This window comes from Galbibacter sp. PAP.153, from assembly GCF_037029175.1.
Classification (GTDB): domain Bacteria; phylum Bacteroidota; class Bacteroidia; order Flavobacteriales; family Flavobacteriaceae; genus Galbibacter; species Galbibacter pacificus.
This window is the reverse complement of the sequence record NZ_JAZEUN010000002.1, coordinates 211,247-228,893: the sequence shown is the minus strand read 5'-3', so window position 1 is coordinate 228,893 and position 17,647 is coordinate 211,247. Positions and strand designations below refer to the sequence as shown.

The 17,647-nt window shown below is 38.4% G+C and carries 18 protein-coding genes; 11 read left to right on the top strand and 7 right to left on the bottom strand.

The window, feature by feature from the left end:
* A partial coding sequence (locus UXI14_RS01830; RefSeq protein ID WP_335964540.1) for a hypothetical protein occupies window positions 1-686 on the top strand: 686 nt, incomplete at its 5' end.
* A 350-nt stretch (window positions 687-1,036) separates the two neighbouring features.
* Here UXI14_RS01830 and UXI14_RS01825 read toward each other — a convergent pair.
* The 5 genes from UXI14_RS01825 to UXI14_RS01805 form a co-directional block, all read right to left on the bottom strand.
* The gene (locus tag UXI14_RS01825; protein ID WP_335964538.1) at window positions 1,037-2,098 is read right to left on the bottom strand and encodes a porin; all 1,062 of its coding nucleotides are present in this window, start codon (window positions 2,096-2,098) and stop codon (window positions 1,037-1,039) included.
* Between the two features lie 141 nt (window positions 2,099-2,239).
* A complete protein-coding gene (locus UXI14_RS01820; RefSeq protein WP_335964537.1) occupies window positions 2,240-3,469 on the bottom strand; it encodes an ammonium transporter in 1,230 nt (409 codons plus the stop codon).
* 28 nt (window positions 3,470-3,497) lie between these two features.
* Complete coding sequence (locus UXI14_RS01815; RefSeq protein ID WP_335964536.1) at window positions 3,498-3,836, bottom strand: P-II family nitrogen regulator; 339 nt, start codon at window positions 3,834-3,836, stop codon at window positions 3,498-3,500.
* A 306-nt stretch (window positions 3,837-4,142) separates the two neighbouring features.
* On the bottom strand, window positions 4,143-4,514 hold the full coding sequence (gene crcB, locus UXI14_RS01810) for a fluoride efflux transporter CrcB (protein ID WP_335964535.1): 372 nt from the start codon (window positions 4,512-4,514) through the stop codon (window positions 4,143-4,145).
* Window positions 4,515-4,555: 41 nt separating this feature from the next.
* Window positions 4,556-5,605: an SRPBCC family protein gene (locus tag UXI14_RS01805; RefSeq protein ID WP_335964534.1), complete on the bottom strand. Its 1,050-nt coding sequence runs from the start codon at window positions 5,603-5,605 to the stop codon at window positions 4,556-4,558.
* 683 nt (window positions 5,606-6,288) lie between these two features.
* Here UXI14_RS01805 and UXI14_RS01800 point away from each other — a divergent pair.
* On the top strand, window positions 6,289-6,675 hold the full coding sequence (locus UXI14_RS01800; protein WP_335964533.1) for a nucleoside triphosphate pyrophosphohydrolase family protein: 387 nt from the start codon (window positions 6,289-6,291) through the stop codon (window positions 6,673-6,675).
* 46 nt (window positions 6,676-6,721) lie between these two features.
* Here UXI14_RS01800 and UXI14_RS01795 read toward each other — a convergent pair whose 3' ends face one another.
* Window positions 6,722-7,792, bottom strand: a complete 1,071-nt coding sequence (locus tag UXI14_RS01795; protein ID WP_335964532.1) for a branched-chain amino acid aminotransferase — start codon at window positions 7,790-7,792, stop codon at window positions 6,722-6,724.
* 107 nt (window positions 7,793-7,899) lie between these two features.
* Between UXI14_RS01795 and UXI14_RS01790 the strand changes: the two genes are divergently transcribed.
* From UXI14_RS01790 to UXI14_RS01780, 3 genes are all read left to right on the top strand, one after another.
* Window positions 7,900-8,403: a DUF4920 domain-containing protein gene (locus UXI14_RS01790; protein WP_335964531.1), complete on the top strand. Its 504-nt coding sequence runs from the start codon at window positions 7,900-7,902 to the stop codon at window positions 8,401-8,403.
* A 10-nt stretch (window positions 8,404-8,413) separates the two neighbouring features.
* Window positions 8,414-9,091 (top strand): tRNA (5-methylaminomethyl-2-thiouridine)(34)-methyltransferase MnmD, encoded by a 678-nt coding sequence (gene mnmD, locus UXI14_RS01785; RefSeq protein WP_335964530.1) that lies wholly within the window; start codon window positions 8,414-8,416, stop codon window positions 9,089-9,091.
* A 191-nt stretch (window positions 9,092-9,282) separates the two neighbouring features.
* Window positions 9,283-10,218 (top strand): TIGR01777 family oxidoreductase, encoded by a 936-nt coding sequence (locus tag UXI14_RS01780; protein WP_335964529.1) that lies wholly within the window; start codon window positions 9,283-9,285, stop codon window positions 10,216-10,218.
* A gap of 24 nt (window positions 10,219-10,242) precedes the next feature.
* Here UXI14_RS01780 and UXI14_RS01775 read toward each other — a convergent pair whose 3' ends face one another.
* On the bottom strand, window positions 10,243-10,914 hold the full coding sequence (locus UXI14_RS01775; RefSeq protein ID WP_335964528.1) for a YceI family protein: 672 nt from the start codon (window positions 10,912-10,914) through the stop codon (window positions 10,243-10,245).
* 229 nt (window positions 10,915-11,143) lie between these two features.
* On the opposite strand from UXI14_RS01775, the gene UXI14_RS01770 reads away from it, so the two are divergent.
* The 6 genes from UXI14_RS01770 (at window position 11,144) to UXI14_RS01745 (ending at window position 17,645) form a co-directional block, all read left to right on the top strand.
* A complete protein-coding gene (locus UXI14_RS01770; protein ID WP_335964527.1) occupies window positions 11,144-11,701 on the top strand; it encodes a nucleotide exchange factor GrpE in 558 nt (185 codons plus the stop codon).
* Window positions 11,702-11,794: 93 nt separating this feature from the next.
* Complete coding sequence (dnaJ, locus tag UXI14_RS01765; protein WP_335964525.1) at window positions 11,795-12,916, top strand: molecular chaperone DnaJ; 1,122 nt, start codon at window positions 11,795-11,797, stop codon at window positions 12,914-12,916.
* A 242-nt stretch (window positions 12,917-13,158) separates the two neighbouring features.
* Complete coding sequence (locus UXI14_RS01760; protein WP_277898686.1) at window positions 13,159-14,085, top strand: ABC transporter ATP-binding protein; 927 nt, start codon at window positions 13,159-13,161, stop codon at window positions 14,083-14,085.
* Window positions 14,086-15,423, top strand: a complete 1,338-nt coding sequence (locus UXI14_RS01755) for an ABC transporter permease (RefSeq protein WP_335964523.1) — start codon at window positions 14,086-14,088, stop codon at window positions 15,421-15,423.
* Window positions 15,424-15,469: 46 nt separating this feature from the next.
* Window positions 15,470-16,318 carry a mechanosensitive ion channel domain-containing protein gene (locus UXI14_RS01750; protein WP_335964522.1) on the top strand — a complete coding sequence of 283 codons (849 nt, stop codon included), beginning with the start codon at window positions 15,470-15,472 and terminating at the stop codon, window positions 16,316-16,318.
* A gap of 163 nt (window positions 16,319-16,481) precedes the next feature.
* On the top strand, window positions 16,482-17,645 hold the full coding sequence (locus UXI14_RS01745; protein ID WP_335964521.1) for a sigma-54 dependent transcriptional regulator: 1,164 nt from the start codon (window positions 16,482-16,484) through the stop codon (window positions 17,643-17,645).
* The last annotated feature ends 2 nt before the right edge of the window (window positions 17,646-17,647 follow it).

Below are 17,647 nucleotides of genomic sequence, written 5' to 3'. Positions count from 1 at the left end.
TAGTATGTACGGGCTATGGAAAAACATACAATCCTGCAAATAGCGAGTTAAAGGTTAATTTCCTAACCAACAAATACAACGATGTCAAGGCCACTATGGAAAATGTTACAACAACAAAAGCCATATTTGATAGAGCAACAGGAGAGCGTTATGAAACTTTTGCAGGAATAAGACCCTTGTGTACAAGAATAACAAACAGTTTTAAAATCTCAGGAGCCGATAAAACGCTTATAAGAAGGGTAAATTCGCTTAACAATAAAATACAGGGCAAGAGCAGTTCAAAAACAGAAAATAAGGAAAGTGCCTTGAGCCTTACAATAAAGAAAAAACACAACTCCACATCAGAGCAGTCGTTCCGCAAATTAGCAGACCATTTCAGTAATTGTCTAGAGGTAATAAGGCAAAGCGAAATATACAACCCAAATGAAGAAGACCTTAAACTTGTTTCTTTAAGAGAGCTGTCAGACAAGTTATACCATCAAAACGCCGAGGTAAAAAGAACCTACAACAATTATAAAACTGCCATGATAGAGCGAAATAAAATTATGTATAACGACGAGCGTAGTATGGCACAGATAGCCAAAGAAGTTAAACTATATGTAAAAAGCCTTTATGGCGGTCATAGCGCAGAATATAAGCAAATAGGAATATGCAATATATCTATTCCAAAGGTAAATACCTTATAATATATATAAAGCATTTATAAGCAATAACAGCACACAAAAAATGCAACGGATATCCATTAATAATAAAAGAGCACCTTCATTTAGTATTGGAGAACATTCAATTAGTATTGGAGCGTGTTCAATTAGTATTGGAGCACATTTAAAAAGTATATTGCTATAAAAAGGAAATATAATTAAAGCACCATAGTGCATAAAAAAGCCTAGCGGAGCCACCGCTAGGCCTTGTAACCCTAAGGTTACTACTTAGAACGAGTAAACGGCTAATTATAAATTTCTTTTCAACCCATACTATGGGTAGTATTCATTTTGGTTAGGTCAGGTACAAACCAAATTGAACTTTTGTTGGTTAATTAAAAAGAATAAACAGCCGCTACTAAAAACGATGCCAAACTTCCTGTAGGTTCATTATCACCATCTAGGAAAATATCTTCAGAAGCACTGTCGAATCTAAGCTCAGGTTTAAAAGTTAGGTCATTAATAGAGTAGTTTCCAGTTAGTGTAAACTCAAAAACATCTGCATCTTGGTCTGGAGCCAGTCCAAATACGCCAACACCACCATCAAACTCTTTAAAGTACTCACCACGTAGTCCTATAGAGAATTTTTCAGAGGTAGTCATTTGTGGGTAAAGAGCAAAGCCATAAAAACCAGAATCATCAGTAGTATTATAAGTGGTATTAATACCAAGGTAAAAAGCATCGGTTAAATCAAATCCGCCTGTATAGTCAATCTGGAAAGTTTCTCCCGGTAAACCTGTTTGGGCACCGTAAAGAAGATTTAAATACTGACCTTTATACCCCAGTTGTGCACCAGCAGTATAACTTCCGTCAAGATTGATCTCGGTAAAATCGGTACTGTTCATAACAGCCAACATTAAAGAAAAATCTTCAGACAAAGTAAAGTCTGCTTTCAAACCAGTATGAGAGAAAGGCCCGTAAGAAAACATATAAGAGGTAGAATAGTTAAAGTTACCAACAGGAGAAATTACTTCATATCCTAAAAAGGTATTAAAGTTACCCATGGTAAGCCTTACTTTCTCGCTTACGTTCCAGTATACATACAATTGGTTTACAATATTGGCAGATCCAGTCGATAAAAACACGGCATCTTCTCCACGGGGGCCAAAAACAAGGTCGGCAACAAAGCCTACTTTTTCGCCTTCGTAACTAGCAATTAAATTGGCCATCCCCAAAGAAAACCCACTTCTGTTAGCAAAAGAGGTTGGGGGCGTATTAAAGTTGCCATCTTCATCTGCTTCATTGGTTCCCGTTAAATTGGTTTTCCAATATACGTCCGCAGAACCGCTAAAGTTAAATTTTTTGTCTTCTTCCTGGGCAAAAGCACCTAAACTAGTTAATGAAATAGCTAGAAAAAATATATTTTTTACGACATTTGTTGTTGTAATCGCTTTCATAATAATAAAAGTTAATTTGTTGTTTGGTTTAATTAGAATTGGTCAAATAAACAGTCGTTAATTTTTTATGATCGGGTTACCGAACGGAGCGTACCGCCAAATACCGCTCCGTTCTTTTTACCCTTGTTTAATAAAAACTAACTAACGATCTATGGTAAAGTCAGGATAAGCAGCACCATCGTGCTCATGCATATCCAATCCTTCAATCTCTTCTTCTTTGGTAACCCTTAGCCCCATTGTCTTTTTAAGAATAAAAAGAACAATAAAGGAAGTTATCAGTGCCCATGCACCAATAGCAATAACCCCGATGGCCTGAACACCAAGTTGTGCAAATCCGCCACCGTTAATCAAGCCACCGTCTATGGCAAAAACGCCAACCAGTAAAGTTCCCAGCGCTCCGCATACACCATGTACAGATACCGCACCAACAGGGTCGTCTATTTTAAGTTTCTTGTCGATAAACTCAATAGAGAACACCACTGTAAGTCCGCATATCACGCCAATAATAGCTGCACTTAAAGGAGAAACGGCAGCACAGCCCGCGGTAATTCCCACAAGTCCGGCCAAGGCACCATTTAATGTCATGGACACCTCTGGTTTTCCGTAACGCACCCAAGTAAGGAACAGTGCCGTAATTGCACCGGCGGCAGCAGCAAGATTGGTGGTTATAATAATACCAGCCACGTTAAAGGCGCTATCGCCGCTAATGGCAAGCTCGGAACCACCGTTAAAACCAAACCAGCCCAACCAAAGGATGAACACACCCAATGCGCCGTACATCATGTTATGGCCGGGAATGGCATTCGATTTTCCTTCGGTATACTTTCCAATTCTAGGCCCTACCAGTGCAGCGCCAACCAATGCGGCCCATCCACCTACAGAGTGTACCACGGTAGACCCTGCAAAGTCAATAAACCCTAAAGATGTTAACCATCCGTCTCCTTGCCATACCCAATGCCCGGATATGGGGTAAATAAATATGGTCATGATCAAGGAGAAAATTACATATGTAGAAAACTTTGTTCTTTCGGCAACGGCCCCGGAAACTATGGTAGCGGCCGTGGCACAAAATACTGTTTGAAAGAACAAGTTATGCATGTCTTCACGTACACTATAAAATAGGGAGGGAGAACCTATAAAGCTTCCAATGGATTCCCCATACATTATTGTGTAACCGATAATCCAAAAACCCAACGAACCTACAATAAGGTCCACAAAGTTTTTCATTACTATATTGATAACGTTTTTAGATCTGGTAAACCCAGACTCAACAAGGGTAAAACCTGCTTGCATAAAAAATACGAGTATCCCCGCAATTAATATCCACATCAAGTCTAAAACCGCATTTGTTTCAATGACGTTTGTTTCCATAAAATGATTTTTAAGTTAGTTTAGTTGATTATTTCAATGATTCTTTGCCTTTTTCTCTCGTTCTAATGCGATAGGCTTCTTCTACAGGAGATATAAATATTTTTCCGTCGCCAACATTTCCTGAATATGCCGACTTAAGGATAGCTTCAATCGTACGTTCTTCAAATTCATCAGAAACAATGATTGATAAATAGCGTCTTTGGATGTCTGCGGTACTGTAACTCACGCCACGATATACATGGCCTTTTTTCTCGTTACCTACTCCCGTAACATCCCAGTAACTAAAAAAGTTTACTTCTACTTGATGCAATGCGTCCCGCACGTCATCAAATTTTGATTTACGAATAATGGCTTCAATTTTTTTCATATTTAAATGATTTGTTTGCCTAAAACTATGTTAAAAAATTGTTACCATAAAAAAAATCGGGGGTATATATGTAATTTTTATTGAATTATTAAATTAACCCCCTTAAAAATTAGGGGTAAGTATAATAAAAGGAATTATTTTAAATTTTTTCTTCTGAAGTTTTTTTAGTTTTTGATGAAAAAGAAAGAGGAAGGCTTTTTTAATTACATGGGAATCCGGCAAAATAGTGCACAGGTAAGCACAACATTTTATATGAAGAAAATAGCAAAGCCGATTGAAAAAGAATAAATGGTGTTAAAGAAGTATTTATACAAACTTTATAAGCCATGCCCCAAAAAACACAGCAGAAATTCCTACTATAAAGGTTATAATTGCATATGCTGCAAAGTTTAAAAAATCACCGGACTTTAAAAAAACATGATTTTCAAAGGCAAACGTCGAAAAAGTAGTGAAACCGCCACAAAAACCGGTAGCGATAAAAAGCAATTGGTTTTGGGTCAACGAATTGTGCTTGGCGGCAAGGCCAAGTATAAAACCTATAATAAGGCTCCCAAGGATATTGGCGGCAAAAGTGCCATAGGGAATCCCGGAAACGGCAGAATTAAGGTATTTGCCAATTAAGTATCTAAGAATACTACCTAGCCCGCCGCCTATAAAAACAAAAAAGAGTTGTTTCATCCAAAATGAGTTTTATACAAAAATAATGTATTGTAAATTAATCAATCTGGCCGTTCGGCATTTTCAATAATCGGAATGTAGATTTCAGTCAAGAGGTCTGCGGGATTTGGGTACTCATCCGGACTTTTTATGTAAGTTTCAAAAGCATCCCTTGCCGGGTCTATTGCTATTTCGTTCTTTTTAATGGCCTCCCGGGTCTTGCTCCATGCTTCGTCCATGTTTACATAATCTCCTTTCAAAATAGTTTTGAAATAAACTCCGGGCTCCATGTACCCGCATAAAATCATGCTTCCCGGAGGGGTCGTGATCTTTTCCTTGACCGGGATACAGGCAGAAAATATAGCGGTATTATTGGTGTCGTCCCATTCTTCAAAAAGCGTAAATGGGGTTCCGGAGGGACTTATGTAGTTTTGCTCCATAAATGCGCCTAGCTCTGGAAACATTTTATTGGTGGCAAGATCCACCTCGTTTTGTTTGGAGCTGGCTGTTTGGTATAGGTAATAGCCCCCTCCGTATTCGGTTTTTCCAATCAGGGAGATGCTGTATTTTTTCATATCGGCAAGAACAAGGCTGTCCAGTTTTTTAAGTCCTCTTTCAAAATCGGGGCCAATATTGTTTTCCATGCCCCCTTGAAACAGCATTATGGCCTTTTCCATAAAACCGAGCTCGCCTTCTATTCCCCAGGTAACAATGGTTGCGTTTTGCTGGTTGGAAGGTTCTAGTTTCCAAAAATCGTGTGCAGAAGATTCATAAGGACTTATAAAATGTATATTCTGGCTTATGGAATCTATGGTGCTGTAAGTAGTTTTAATTTCGCCTTTTCCTATAACCTCACCATTCCAGGAATAGGTAGCGCCTACACCTTTTGTTTTTTCTCCGTATGTAAGCTGTGCATTGGGGTCTTTTTCATACCACGGGTCCCAATTGGGCCATTCTTTGGTGTCGTTTATATAATTATACAATACAGATTGAGGTGCGTTAATAACGGTAGTCCTTGTAACTTTGTAGTTATCAGGTTGAATTGCAATGTATATGGCAAAACCAATTGTTACAATTAAAAATAAGAATATAAGGTATTTTAAAATTCTCATAGCTTTCGGCACGTTTTACCTGCCTAATGTACGAAAAATGTACATTAAAGGTGAAAATTTTTAAATACTTTCATAACAAATGTTGAATATATAAACTATATGGCTTCTTTAAGAACCGTATCGTATTCTTTGTTTTTAACTTCTTTTTCCGTTTTTAGAGCACTATACTGCTTTTGGTAAATTGCAGTATTTTTTGCTTTGGTTTTTGGAAGTCTATTTACACTGAATAATAATAACACAACATTAATTATCAGTAGACTGAATAATATGGTAAAGAAAATCATCATTGCTTAAGTTGATTGCTTTGTACAAATTTAAGTAATTTGTCGTATAAATTCTAATAATGATTGAAGAAATTTACTTTTAATGGAGATGCGTGGTGTTTTCTTGATTTAAACACTAGTTTTTTGTTAAAAGTTTAATTAATATCAAACATATTAAGAAAATGATAAAGCCTATTAAAACCCATTTTGTGTCTCGGTATTGCTTTATATGGATTTTTTTATCTCGTTTGTAACTGAAAATCATAACAATTATAAAGCATAAAGCAAATAAGCCTGCAAAAACTAATTGACCATTACTGAACATAAATATTTTTAATTTTGAACAAAATTAGTCAAATTAGCCATAGTAAAATATTATATTAATTTCTTTTTCACGAAAGAAGAAAACAATCAAAATAAATGAAGGATAAAATACAGGCCGTAGAAAAATTTCACAATGCATTTGGGTTGGGCGTTTTAAATGCCCCGGTTGCCAAACTCGACGAAGCAAAAATTGTATTAAGGCATAATTTAATGGCCGAGGAAAATGACGAATACCTGGAGGCCGCAAAGAATAACGACCTTGTTGAAGTAGCCGATGCCCTTGGCGATATGCTTTATATTTTGTGCGGTACCATCTTGGAACACGGGATGCAGCATGTAATTGAAGATGTGTTTAACGAAATACAACTAAGCAATATGAGCAAGCTTGGGGCAGATGGAAAGCCTATTTACCGGGAAGACGGCAAGGTGCTAAAAGGGCCTAATTATTTTAAGCCCGACATAAAAAGGGTAATTCAAAAATAAGCAATAAAAACCCCACGCTGCCAGCGTGGGGTTTTTATATTGCGTGTTAGTCAACTTTTATGCGCCATCCAAATTTATCTTCAGCTTTGTTGTACTGAATATCCATGATGGCCTCTTTTATTTTCTTTGCATACGAATTTTCTATTTTTGGAAGCTCCCATTTGTCGCCTTTGTAGCCAAACCCGGCAATAGGGTTTATTACAGCGGCGGTACCGCTACCAAAAATTTCCTTTAAAGTCCCGTTTTTATTTGCCTCCAATACTTCGGCAACCTTTATTGGGCGTACCTCTACTTCAATATTTAAGTCTTTCGCCATAGTGATGACACTTTTTCTGGTAACGCCATCCAGGATACGGTCGCTTATCGGGCAGGTAACCAGTTTGTCCCCAATTCTAAAGAAAACGTTCATGGTCCCGGCTTCTTCCAGATATTCGTGCGTATTGGCATCTGTCCAGATTACCTGTTGGAAACCTTCTTCTTTTGCAATGTTCGTGGGATAAAACTGCCCGGCATAATTTCCGGCAGCCTTGGCAAAGCCAAACCCACCACTTGCGGCCCTGCTGTAATGGTCTGCAATTTTAACGCGTACTTCACCACCGTAATACGATTGAGCCGGCGAACAGATAATTATAAATTTATATTCACTGGAAGGCGATGCCGATACTCCGGCTTCGGTGGCAATAACAAAAGGACGTATGTAAAGGCTGTTTCCAAATCCTTTTTTTATCCACTTGTTGTCCAGTTTTAAAAGCGTGTTCAAACCATCAAAGAAATATTCTTCCGGAAATTCCGGGATTGCCAATCTCTTAGACGATTTGTTAATCCGGAGGAAGTTTTCATCCGGTCTAAATAGCCAAATGCCGTCTTCGTCATCTTTATAGGCCTTCATTCCTTCAAAAACTGCTTGGCCGTAATGAAATACACGTGCCGAAGGATCAAGCATGAGCTTTTGGTACGGAATTATTTTTGGTGTTTGCCACGAACCATTTTTATAGTCGCAAACAAACATGTGGTCTGTAAAAATGCTTCCAAAAGACAGGTTGTTAAAATCAACATCGTTTATTTTGGATGTTGCTGCTTTTTCAATTTCGATCTTGGTAATGGTTTCCTTGCTCATAACGCATCATTATTTCTGCTAAATTAGAAAATATTCCAGCAAAAGAGTATTTATTTAAGACAAAAATAAGTTATTTTGTAATGCTTTTTTTGATAAAAACGTTAACTATGAAAACCAATTATATTTTAATGGCCTGTATCGCTGCATTAATTGGGTGCAAGCCCAACACAGATGGCGAAAAAAAAGAAATAGCAGAAGCATATAATATTTATGGCGATACTATTGCCGCAACGGGTATAACCGAACCCGGGAAAATGCAAAAAGAATATAATAACATGCAGGTCGGCGATACCGCGGTTTATACTTTGCGGGCACAGGTAACCGATGTCTGCAAGGCCAAAGGATGCTGGATGAAACTAGATTTGGAAGATGGCTCCGAAGCTTTGGTGAAATTTAAGGATTATGGTTTTTTTGTGCCAAAAGACATTACGGGTGAAGAAGTAATAATAAAAGGAAAAGCCTTTTTAAATGAAATGCCCGTAGAAGAACGCAGGCATTATGCCGAAGATGCCGGGAAAACAAAAGAAGAAATAGCCGCCATAACCAAACCGTTGATTACTTATTCTTTTGAAGCAGATGGCGTGCTTATTGCAAAACAGCAAAACCAATAGCCATACAGATTTGGAAAGAAAGATAATAAAAACCTCCGACGGATCTACCACTATTTATATTGAAAACTGGAACGAACATTACCATTCCAAACACGGTGCCATACAAGAAGCCTATCATGTATTTATAAATAGCGGGTTTTACCCTTATTTGAAAAACAATAAAACAGAAGAACTTTCCATACTGGAAATAGGCTTTGGTACGGGGCTCAATGCTTTTATTACCTATCTGGAAGCCGAAAATAGTGGGGTTCAAGTTAAATATGATGGGGTAGAGGCCTATCCGGTAAAAGCCGAAGAAATAGCCTTGCTCAATTATGTGGAGGAGTTAAAGGCGGAAGAAAAACGGGCAATCTTTAATAAAATGCACGAAATAGACTGGGAAGATTACGAAAGAGTGTCCAAATTTTTTCAATTAAAAAAAAGGAAACAATTTTTTTCAGAAATTACAGATGTAAACCTTTTTGATATTGTATATTTTGATGCTTTTGGGGCCCGTGTGCAACCAGAACTTTGGGAAGAAGCAATTTTCGAAAAAATGTACAATGCGCTAAAAACCAATGGAATATTGGTTACCTATGCGGCAAAAGGAAGTGTAAGGCGCGCCATGCAAAAAGTGGGCTTTATGGTAGAAAAATTGCCGGGCCCTCCCGGAAAACGGGAAATGTTAAGGGCTGTTAAGAACTGCTAATAAAAATCTTCAAATACGTTAAATCTTTATAATGAGACTGTTAAAGCTAATTTAATTTACATTCTTTAGTAGTTTAAGTTCAGTATATTTATTCTAAAATAAGTTTACGGGCAAATGGACGGCTGTATTTTTGTAGTTGGTAACTGCTCTTTCCAAGGACTTATTCGTCAAATGATATTAAAGCTAAACGAATGAAAATTTTAATAGCAGGAGCAACTGGGCTGATTGGGAGCGAAATTGTAAGGATATGCCACAACAGGGGATATACTGTTAATTATCTTTCTACAAGTAAGAAAAAAATTGTGGTTTCAGAAAATTATCACGGATTTTACTGGAACCCTTCCAAGAAACGTATAGATATGGCTTGTTTTGAAGGTGTGGATGCCGTGATAAACCTTTCGGGTGTTAGCATCTCCAAAAGATGGACACCTACAAACAAACGGAAAATAATGGGTAGCAGGTTAAAACCCCTGGAACTTTTAAATGAAGCCATAGCACGAACAGACCATACTATTAAATCCTTTGTATCTGCATCTGCCATTGGGATTTATCCGCATTCTTATACCAATTATTACGACGAGGCCTGCAATGAGGTAGATAATTCCTTTTTAGGGCGGGTGGTGAGCAAATGGGAAGTGGCTGCCAAAGAGCTCGACGCACATACCTTTCCCGTGGCCATTGTTAGAACCGGACTTGTATTGGCTGCCAATGGGGGCGCATTGCCCAAAATGGCCAAGCCCATAAAGTTTTTTGCAGGGGCTGTTTATGGAAATGGGGAGCAATGGCAAAGCTGGATACATATTACCGATATAGCAAAAATATACCTGCACATTGTTGAGAACCAATTGGAAGGGATATACAATGCCGTGGCGCCCAACCCGGTTACAAACAACAAACTTATGCACGAAATAGCGCATGCTTATAAAAAACCAATTATATGGCCCAATATTCCCATGGCTTTAATGAAACTGATATTGGGGAAAATGGCCTATTTGTTATATGTAAGCCAACGGGTGAGTGCCAAAAAAATAGAAGAAACAGGCTATCGTTTTAATTATTCAAACATTACGGTTGCAATAGGGGATGTGGTAAACGAAAAAAGCCAGTTCCGGGAAGAACTGGCTTAGAAATGTTTTTAGTCGTTGTGTTTTTTAAGCTTTTTTTGCTTTTACCTTTACAACAAGCTCAATATCATCATTTACAAACTTATCACCTAAATCATCAAATACAGATTTAGAACCGTAATTTACGTTCCAATTGGTACGGTCTATGGTAAAGGGCTCGCTTGTCAAAGTGGCAACATCGCCATTTTCGGTAACGGTCACCGGAAAAGAAATGTTTTTCTTGGTACCTTTAATGGCAAGGTTTCCTTTAATGTGTGTTTTGCCTTCTATTTCTTCAATCCCCGTAACTTCAAAATAAGCGGTTGGATGTTCGGCAACGTTAAAAAAGTGGTCTTCTTTTCCTTCAACAGTGCCTTTTAAATGTGCTTCAAGGTCTTCTTTCCCGTCGCCTGCCTCTAGGTCGGTTACGGTAATCGTGTTCATATCGATTAAAAAATTCCCACTTTCAAGCGCACCGTCCTTTATTGCTATTACGCCAGATTCCAAAGAGATGGTCCCCGTGTGCGTTCCAGTAGGTTTAGAGCCTTTCCATTCAATAATACTTTCTTCCGGTACGGCCTTGTATTTTACTGCTTCAACAGTGGTTTCGGTAACGGTTTCAGCGTCGTTTGCGCTGGTTTCATTCTTTTTTTCGGTCTTACATGCCGTAAAGACAGTTAGGCATGCTATTAACGAAATAGATAAAAAATTCTTCTTCATCTTAAATATGTTTTTTATTGATTAGCGTACCAAAAATAGAAATAACATCGAATAATGCTATTAAAATTATACTAATTTTTTTGGTGACATTTTGACATTTTTAAATAAATGGCAATACTTTTGCCACTTCAAAAAAGAAAATAAAATGTTTGTCGCGGCAATGGTCAAACTATGACCGGGTAAATATTTTTTCAGTTGAATTATAAAAAATTAGAAGAAAGATAAAAACATGTCTAAGGAAGAAGATAACAAGGAAGCAATAGCAGACCAACAATTTGCTGCTGAAGAAAACGCAGGCCAGGAAGTCATTGACGAAGTTGATGAAAAGGAGGAACTTACTGAAGAAGAAAAACTAAAAGAAGAACTGGCCACCGAAAAAGATAAGTTTTTAAGGCTTTTTGCCGAATTTGAAAATTATAAAAGGCGGACCTCCAAAGAGCGCATCGAGCTGTTTAAAACGGCCGGGCAGGATATTATGGTTTCCATGTTACCTGTTTTGGATGATTTTGACCGTGCACTCAACGAAATATCAAAAAGTGAAGACAAAGAGCTTTTAAAAGGGGTAGAGCTTATTAGCAATAAATTCAGGAATACCTTGAACGGAAAAGGCCTTTCTTTAATAACGGTAAAGCCCGGCGATGCATTTGATGCCGAAATGCACGAGGCTATTACCCAAATTCCGGCCCCGACCGAGGAACTGAAAGGAAAAATAGTAGATGTAGTGGAAAAAGGATATACACTTGGAGACAAAATTATACGTCATCCCAAAGTAGTGGTGGGGCAATAATCCATTTATCAATATTTTTGGCGCACGTAAAAAACAGCCATAAAACGTCAAAATCTCGCACGGCGAGGCAAAAAATTCAATACTTATTTATACATGAAGGAAGATTATTACGAAATATTAGGAGTTAATAAGAATGCTACCGCAGCAGAAATAAAAAAAGCATACCGTAAAAAGGCCATTCAGTACCACCCGGACAAAAACCCCGGCGATGCCGAAGCCGAAAGTATGTTTAAAAAAGCTGCCGAAGCTTATGAAGTATTGAGCGACCCCGCAAAGAAACAACGTTACGACCAGTATGGGCATGCAGCCTTTGACGGTGCCGGAGGATTTGGTGGCGGAGGCATGAACATGGACGATATCTTTAGTCAATTTGGAGATATCTTTGGAAGTGCCTTTGGTGGTGGATTTAGTGGTTTTGGCGGATTTGGCGGTGGCGGAAGGGCCCGCGTTAAGGGCAGCAACCTCCGCATCCGGGTAAAGCTTACCTTGGAAGAAATAGCCAATGGAGTAGAAAAGAAAGTAAAAGTAAGAAGGAAAAAACAGGCCAGTGGCGTTACGTATAAAACTTGCCCGACTTGTCACGGTAGCGGCCAAGTTACAAGGGTAACAAATACTATTCTTGGTAGAATGCAAACAGCAACCGCCTGTAATACGTGTGGTGGTGCCGGAGAAGTAATAGACAACCGCCCGAATGATGCAGATGCGCAAGGCTTGAAAGTAGACGAAGAAACAGTATCCATAAAAATTCCGGCAGGAGTTGTGGAGGGAATGCAGCTTAAGGTTACCGGAAAAGGGAACGATGCGCCGGGCAAAAACGGAATTCCGGGCGATTTATTGGTGGCCATAGAAGAAATCGAGCATAATACATTAAAAAGAGAAGGCGACAATCTTCATTTCGACCTCTACATTAGCATTGCCGAAGCCGTTCTTGGAACTTCAAAAGAAATAGATACCGTAACCGGAAAAGTACGTATTAAACTGGAAGAAGGTATACAATCTGGAAAAATATTGCGGTTAAAGGGCAAAGGAATACCAAGTATAAATGGATATGGCCAAGGAGACCTGTTGGTGCACATTAGTGTATGGACACCAAAAACCCTGAATAAAGAACAGCGCGAATTCTTTGAAAAAATGGTGGGCGACGAGAATTTTTCACCCAATCCGGAGAAGAGCGATAAATCGTTTTTTGAAAAAGTAAAAGATATGTTTTCATAATTTAACTTTTGTGTTTTATAAAAAAATATATCTTTGTAGGAACACTGGTTCTAACCTAGTGTTAATTTTTTCTTTTTCATAGCAATTTTTTCCCATCCTTGATACTTTTTTAAGGGTGGGTTTTTATTTAATAAATATTTAAACCTAAGTTTGATTATTCGTGCTGAGGTTTAACCCATAAAAGCGGGTTTCCCTTTTATGGTATATGAATATCCGATATCTTTGAAAAAATAAAATTTAATATGCCTAATTTACTGGTAGCTGAAAATGTTTCTAAAACTTTTGGAAACCACACCGCATTAAACAATGTTTCCCTTGAGATTCCCGAAGGAACAATTTTTGGGCTCCTGGGCCCTAATGGAGCTGGAAAAACCACTTTTATCCGTATTATTAATCAAATAACATACCCCGATAAAGGAAAAGTTATCTTTAACGGAAACCCTTTAAACCCAGATCATATTAAAATGATTGGTTACTTGCCGGAAGAAAGGGGGCTGTACAAAAGCATGAAAGTAGGTGAGCAAGCTCTTTATTTGGCACAGCTAAAGGGAATGAGCAAAGCCGATGCCCAAAAAAAACTAAAATATTGGTTCGAGAGGTTGGAAATAGGCGACTGGTGGAACAAAAAAATACAGGAACTTTCTAAGGGGATGGCACAAAAAATACAATTTGTGGTAACCGTGCTCCATGAACCGAAACTTTTAATTTTTGACGAACCTTTTAGCGGTTTCGATCCCATAAACGCAAATTTAATTAAAGACGAGATCCTTCGTTTAAAAGAAAACGGTGCTACGGTAATCTTTTCCACGCACAGAATGGAATCTGTAGAAGAACTTTGCGACCATATTGCCCTGATAAATAAATCCAATAAAATTCTAGACGGAAAACTTATCGACATTAAGAGGGAATTTAAAAATGGTACTTTCGAAGTGGGTCTGGAAACCCTTCAGAAAGAGCCGTTAAAAAAAGAACTCGAAGAAAAATATACCGTAACTGATGCTCATTTTAAATCCTTGGGAGACGAATTAAAATTGAGGGTCCAACTAAAAAAGGGGGAAACTGCCAACGATTTACTGGCACACCTTTCCAGCAGGGGCATGATTACCCATTTTGTTGAAGTAGTGCCCACTGCCAATGAGATTTTTATTGAAACGGTAAAAAGAAATTAAATGGACAAATTAATACTTATTATAAAAAGGGAATACTTGGCCAAGGTAAGAAACAAGTCGTTTATTGTATTGACCATTTTAAGCCCATTAATTATTGTGGCCATGATTGCCCTAGTGGTCTATTTGGCCAAGGTAAACAGTGAAGAAAAGAGAATCGTGGCCGTTTTGGACGAAAGTCCGTTTTTTGCCCACCAGTTTGAAACAGGTGCCGAAGCCTCTTTTATGGATTTTAGGGATATTCCACTTCAAGAAGCCATAGATTCGGTGCATAGCCTTGGTTATTACGGCCTGCTCCATATTCCAAGCGGTAACAATATAGATTCGGTGGCAGAAAATATCCAGTTTTATACCAAAGAATCGCCCAGCTTGGATATTTTAGGGAGTCTGGAAGGAAAGATTTCGGCCAGGGTCAGGGAAGAAAAACTTTCAACCTTACAAATTGCCCCGCAGGTAATTAACGCACTGGACAAAAATTACGAAATGAACATCGTTAATTTTAGCGGAGAAAAAAACGTAAAGGGCATTAGCGAGTTCAAGGCATTTATTGGTGGTGGCTTTGGCTACCTTATCATGATGTTTATTATTATCTACGGTGCCTTTGTAATGAGGAGCGTTATAGAAGAAAAAACCACAAGGATCATAGAAGTAATAATATCATCGGTAAAGCCATTCCAGTTAATGCTCGGTAAAATTATAGGTACTTCATTGGCGGGAATTACACAATTTGTTATTTGGATCGTATCGGCTGGAATTTTAACTTATGTGGTACTTTCTGTAATGGGCATAGAGATAGATACAATGCATTCCAGGGCAAATATTTCCCCGGAGGCCATGCATACATTAGAGGCATCTGCTTCACAGGACACCATTCAATTATACGTAAACGAGCTGGTAAAAATACCTTGGGGTACCTTAATTGTTTCGTTTCTATTGTATTTTTCCTTGGGATATTTAATATATAGTTCTATTTATGCAGCAATAGGCGCCGCCGTAGACAACGAAACAGATACGCAACAGTTTATGTTTCCGGTAATTACACCGCTTATGCTGGCAATTTATGTGGGCTTCTTTTCGGTTTTCGAAAATCCGCACGGGCCAATTGCGGTAGCCTTTTCGTTATTTCCATTAACGTCGCCCATAGTAATGATGATGCGCCTGCCAGGCGGCGTTGGCGGGGCAGGGGTACCCTGGTGGCAGTTAATAACCTCGATTTTGTTGCTTATACTTACTTTTTTGTTTATTGTATGGCTGGCAGCTAAAATTTACCGCGTTGGGATTTTAATGTACGGTAAAAAACCGAGCTACAAAGAAATTTATAGGTGGTTAAAATATAAATAGAATTTATTTTATATATATTGTAGTTGTTTTTGGTATTATAAAAAAGATGAAAGAAATAATTAACGATATTATAAAGGGAATATCCAATTTTTTTTCCTATCCCATATTCGAAGGGACAAAATCAACAATCACAGCCGGGACATTGTTGATGATTATTTTATGCTGTATAGCATCATTTTATGTTTTAAAGTTAATAAGGAGGTTAATGACCTCAAAGCTCCCACTAGACGATAGGCTTAAGTTTAAAGGCATATTTAAGTTTGCAAACTACTTTATCTATCTTATAATAATCATCATAGTTTTAAGCTCGTCGGGAGTAGACTTAACGGTGCTTTTAACGGCTTCGGCAGCATTGTTTGTAGGGCTTGGTTTTGCATTGCAATACCTCTTTCAGGATATCATTTCTGGTGTTCTTATAATAATTGACCAATCCCTGCATGTTGGAGATATTATTGAAATTGAAGGCAAAGTAGGAAGGGTAATAAACATTAAACTTAGAACTACGCGTGCCATTACCCGGGATGATAAAATTATAATAATACCCAACCATAAATTTTTAACCGATATTATTTACAATTATACCCAAAACCATAGAACTACCCGGGAAACCGTTACCGTGGGGGTGGCCTACGGGAGCGATACAAGGTTGGTAGAAAAACTGTTGCTCGATGCAGTAGACGTACAAAAAGGAATATTAAAAAACCCAAAGCCAACGGTAAATTTTAAAAATTTTGGGGATTCTGCTTTAATATTTGATGTAAATTTTTTTATTAACGACAGCTTTTCGGATCCGCGCATAAAAAGTGCGGTACGGTTTACTATTGATGATTTATTTAGAAAACACAAAGTAAGCATTCCTTTTCCACAAAGGGATGTACATATTTTTAATAAATAACCCGCCTAGTCCGGCAAAGTACCGTTTTTCCCGGACAGGGATTTATCTATAAAGGCTTGTGCACCATATATTGTAGGGCCTACCGAAGTAGGGTGAGCAACTCTAAACAAAAAATAACAATAACTTTTAGTGGTAAAGCTATAAAGAAAACAAACAAGAAGAAATGTCAAAAATACTGGTTATAGAAGATGAAGCCGCCATAAGGCGCGTGCTTGTAAAAATATTGACAGAAGAAAACAACAATTACCAAGTTGATGAAGCAGGAGATGGCCTGGAAGGAATGGAAGTTATAAAGAAAAATGAATACGACTTGGTTTTGTGCGATATTAAAATGCCCAAAATGGATGGCGTGGAGGTCTTGCAGGCTACCAAAAAAATAAAGCCAGAGCTTCCCTTTGTAATGATTTCCGGGCACGGAGATCTCGAAACGGCCGTTAATACTATGCGTATGGGAGCTTACGATTATATTTCTAAACCGCCAGACCTTAACAGGTTATTAAACACGGTACGCAATGCCTTGGACAAAAAGCAACTGGTTACCGAAAACAAGCAACTTAAGAAAAAAGTTAGCAAGAATTACGAAATGGTAGGGGAAAGCAAAAACATTTCCTTGATCAAGGAAATGATAGAAAAAGTCGCCCCCACCGATGCCCGGGTAATGATTACGGGTCCCAACGGAACGGGTAAAGAATTGGTGGCCCACTGGTTGCACCAAAAAAGCGACCGCTCTGGCAAACCCATGGTAGAGGTAAACTGCGCCGCAATCCCTTCAGAATTAATAGAGAGCGAACTTTTTGGACATATAAAAGGCGCCTTTACTTCGGCTGTCAAGGACAGGACGGGAAAGTTTGAAACAGCCAATGGCGGCACTATTTTTTTAGATGAAATAGGAGACATGAGCCTTTCTGCCCAGGCAAAGGTTTTAAGGGCGCTACAAGAAAACAAAATATCGCGCGTTGGTAGCGACAAGGACATAAAAGTAGACGTACGCGTGGTGGCCGCTACCAATAAAGACCTTAAAAAGGAAATAGAAGACGGGAAGTTCAGGGAAGACCTATACCACCGTTTGGCGGTTATTTTAATAGACGTACCCGCCTTAAACGACCGGCGCGATGATATCCCGATACTTATAGAGCACTTTGCAAAAAAAATAGCTTCAGAACAGGGGAATGCCGTTAAAAAATTTACTGACAAAGCCATAAAACTCCTTCAGGAATACGATTGGACAGGCAATGTACGCGAACTCCGCAACGTAGTGGAAAGGCTTATTATTTTAGGCGGAAAAGAAGTCACCGAAGACGATGTTAAACTTTTTGCCAGCAAATAACC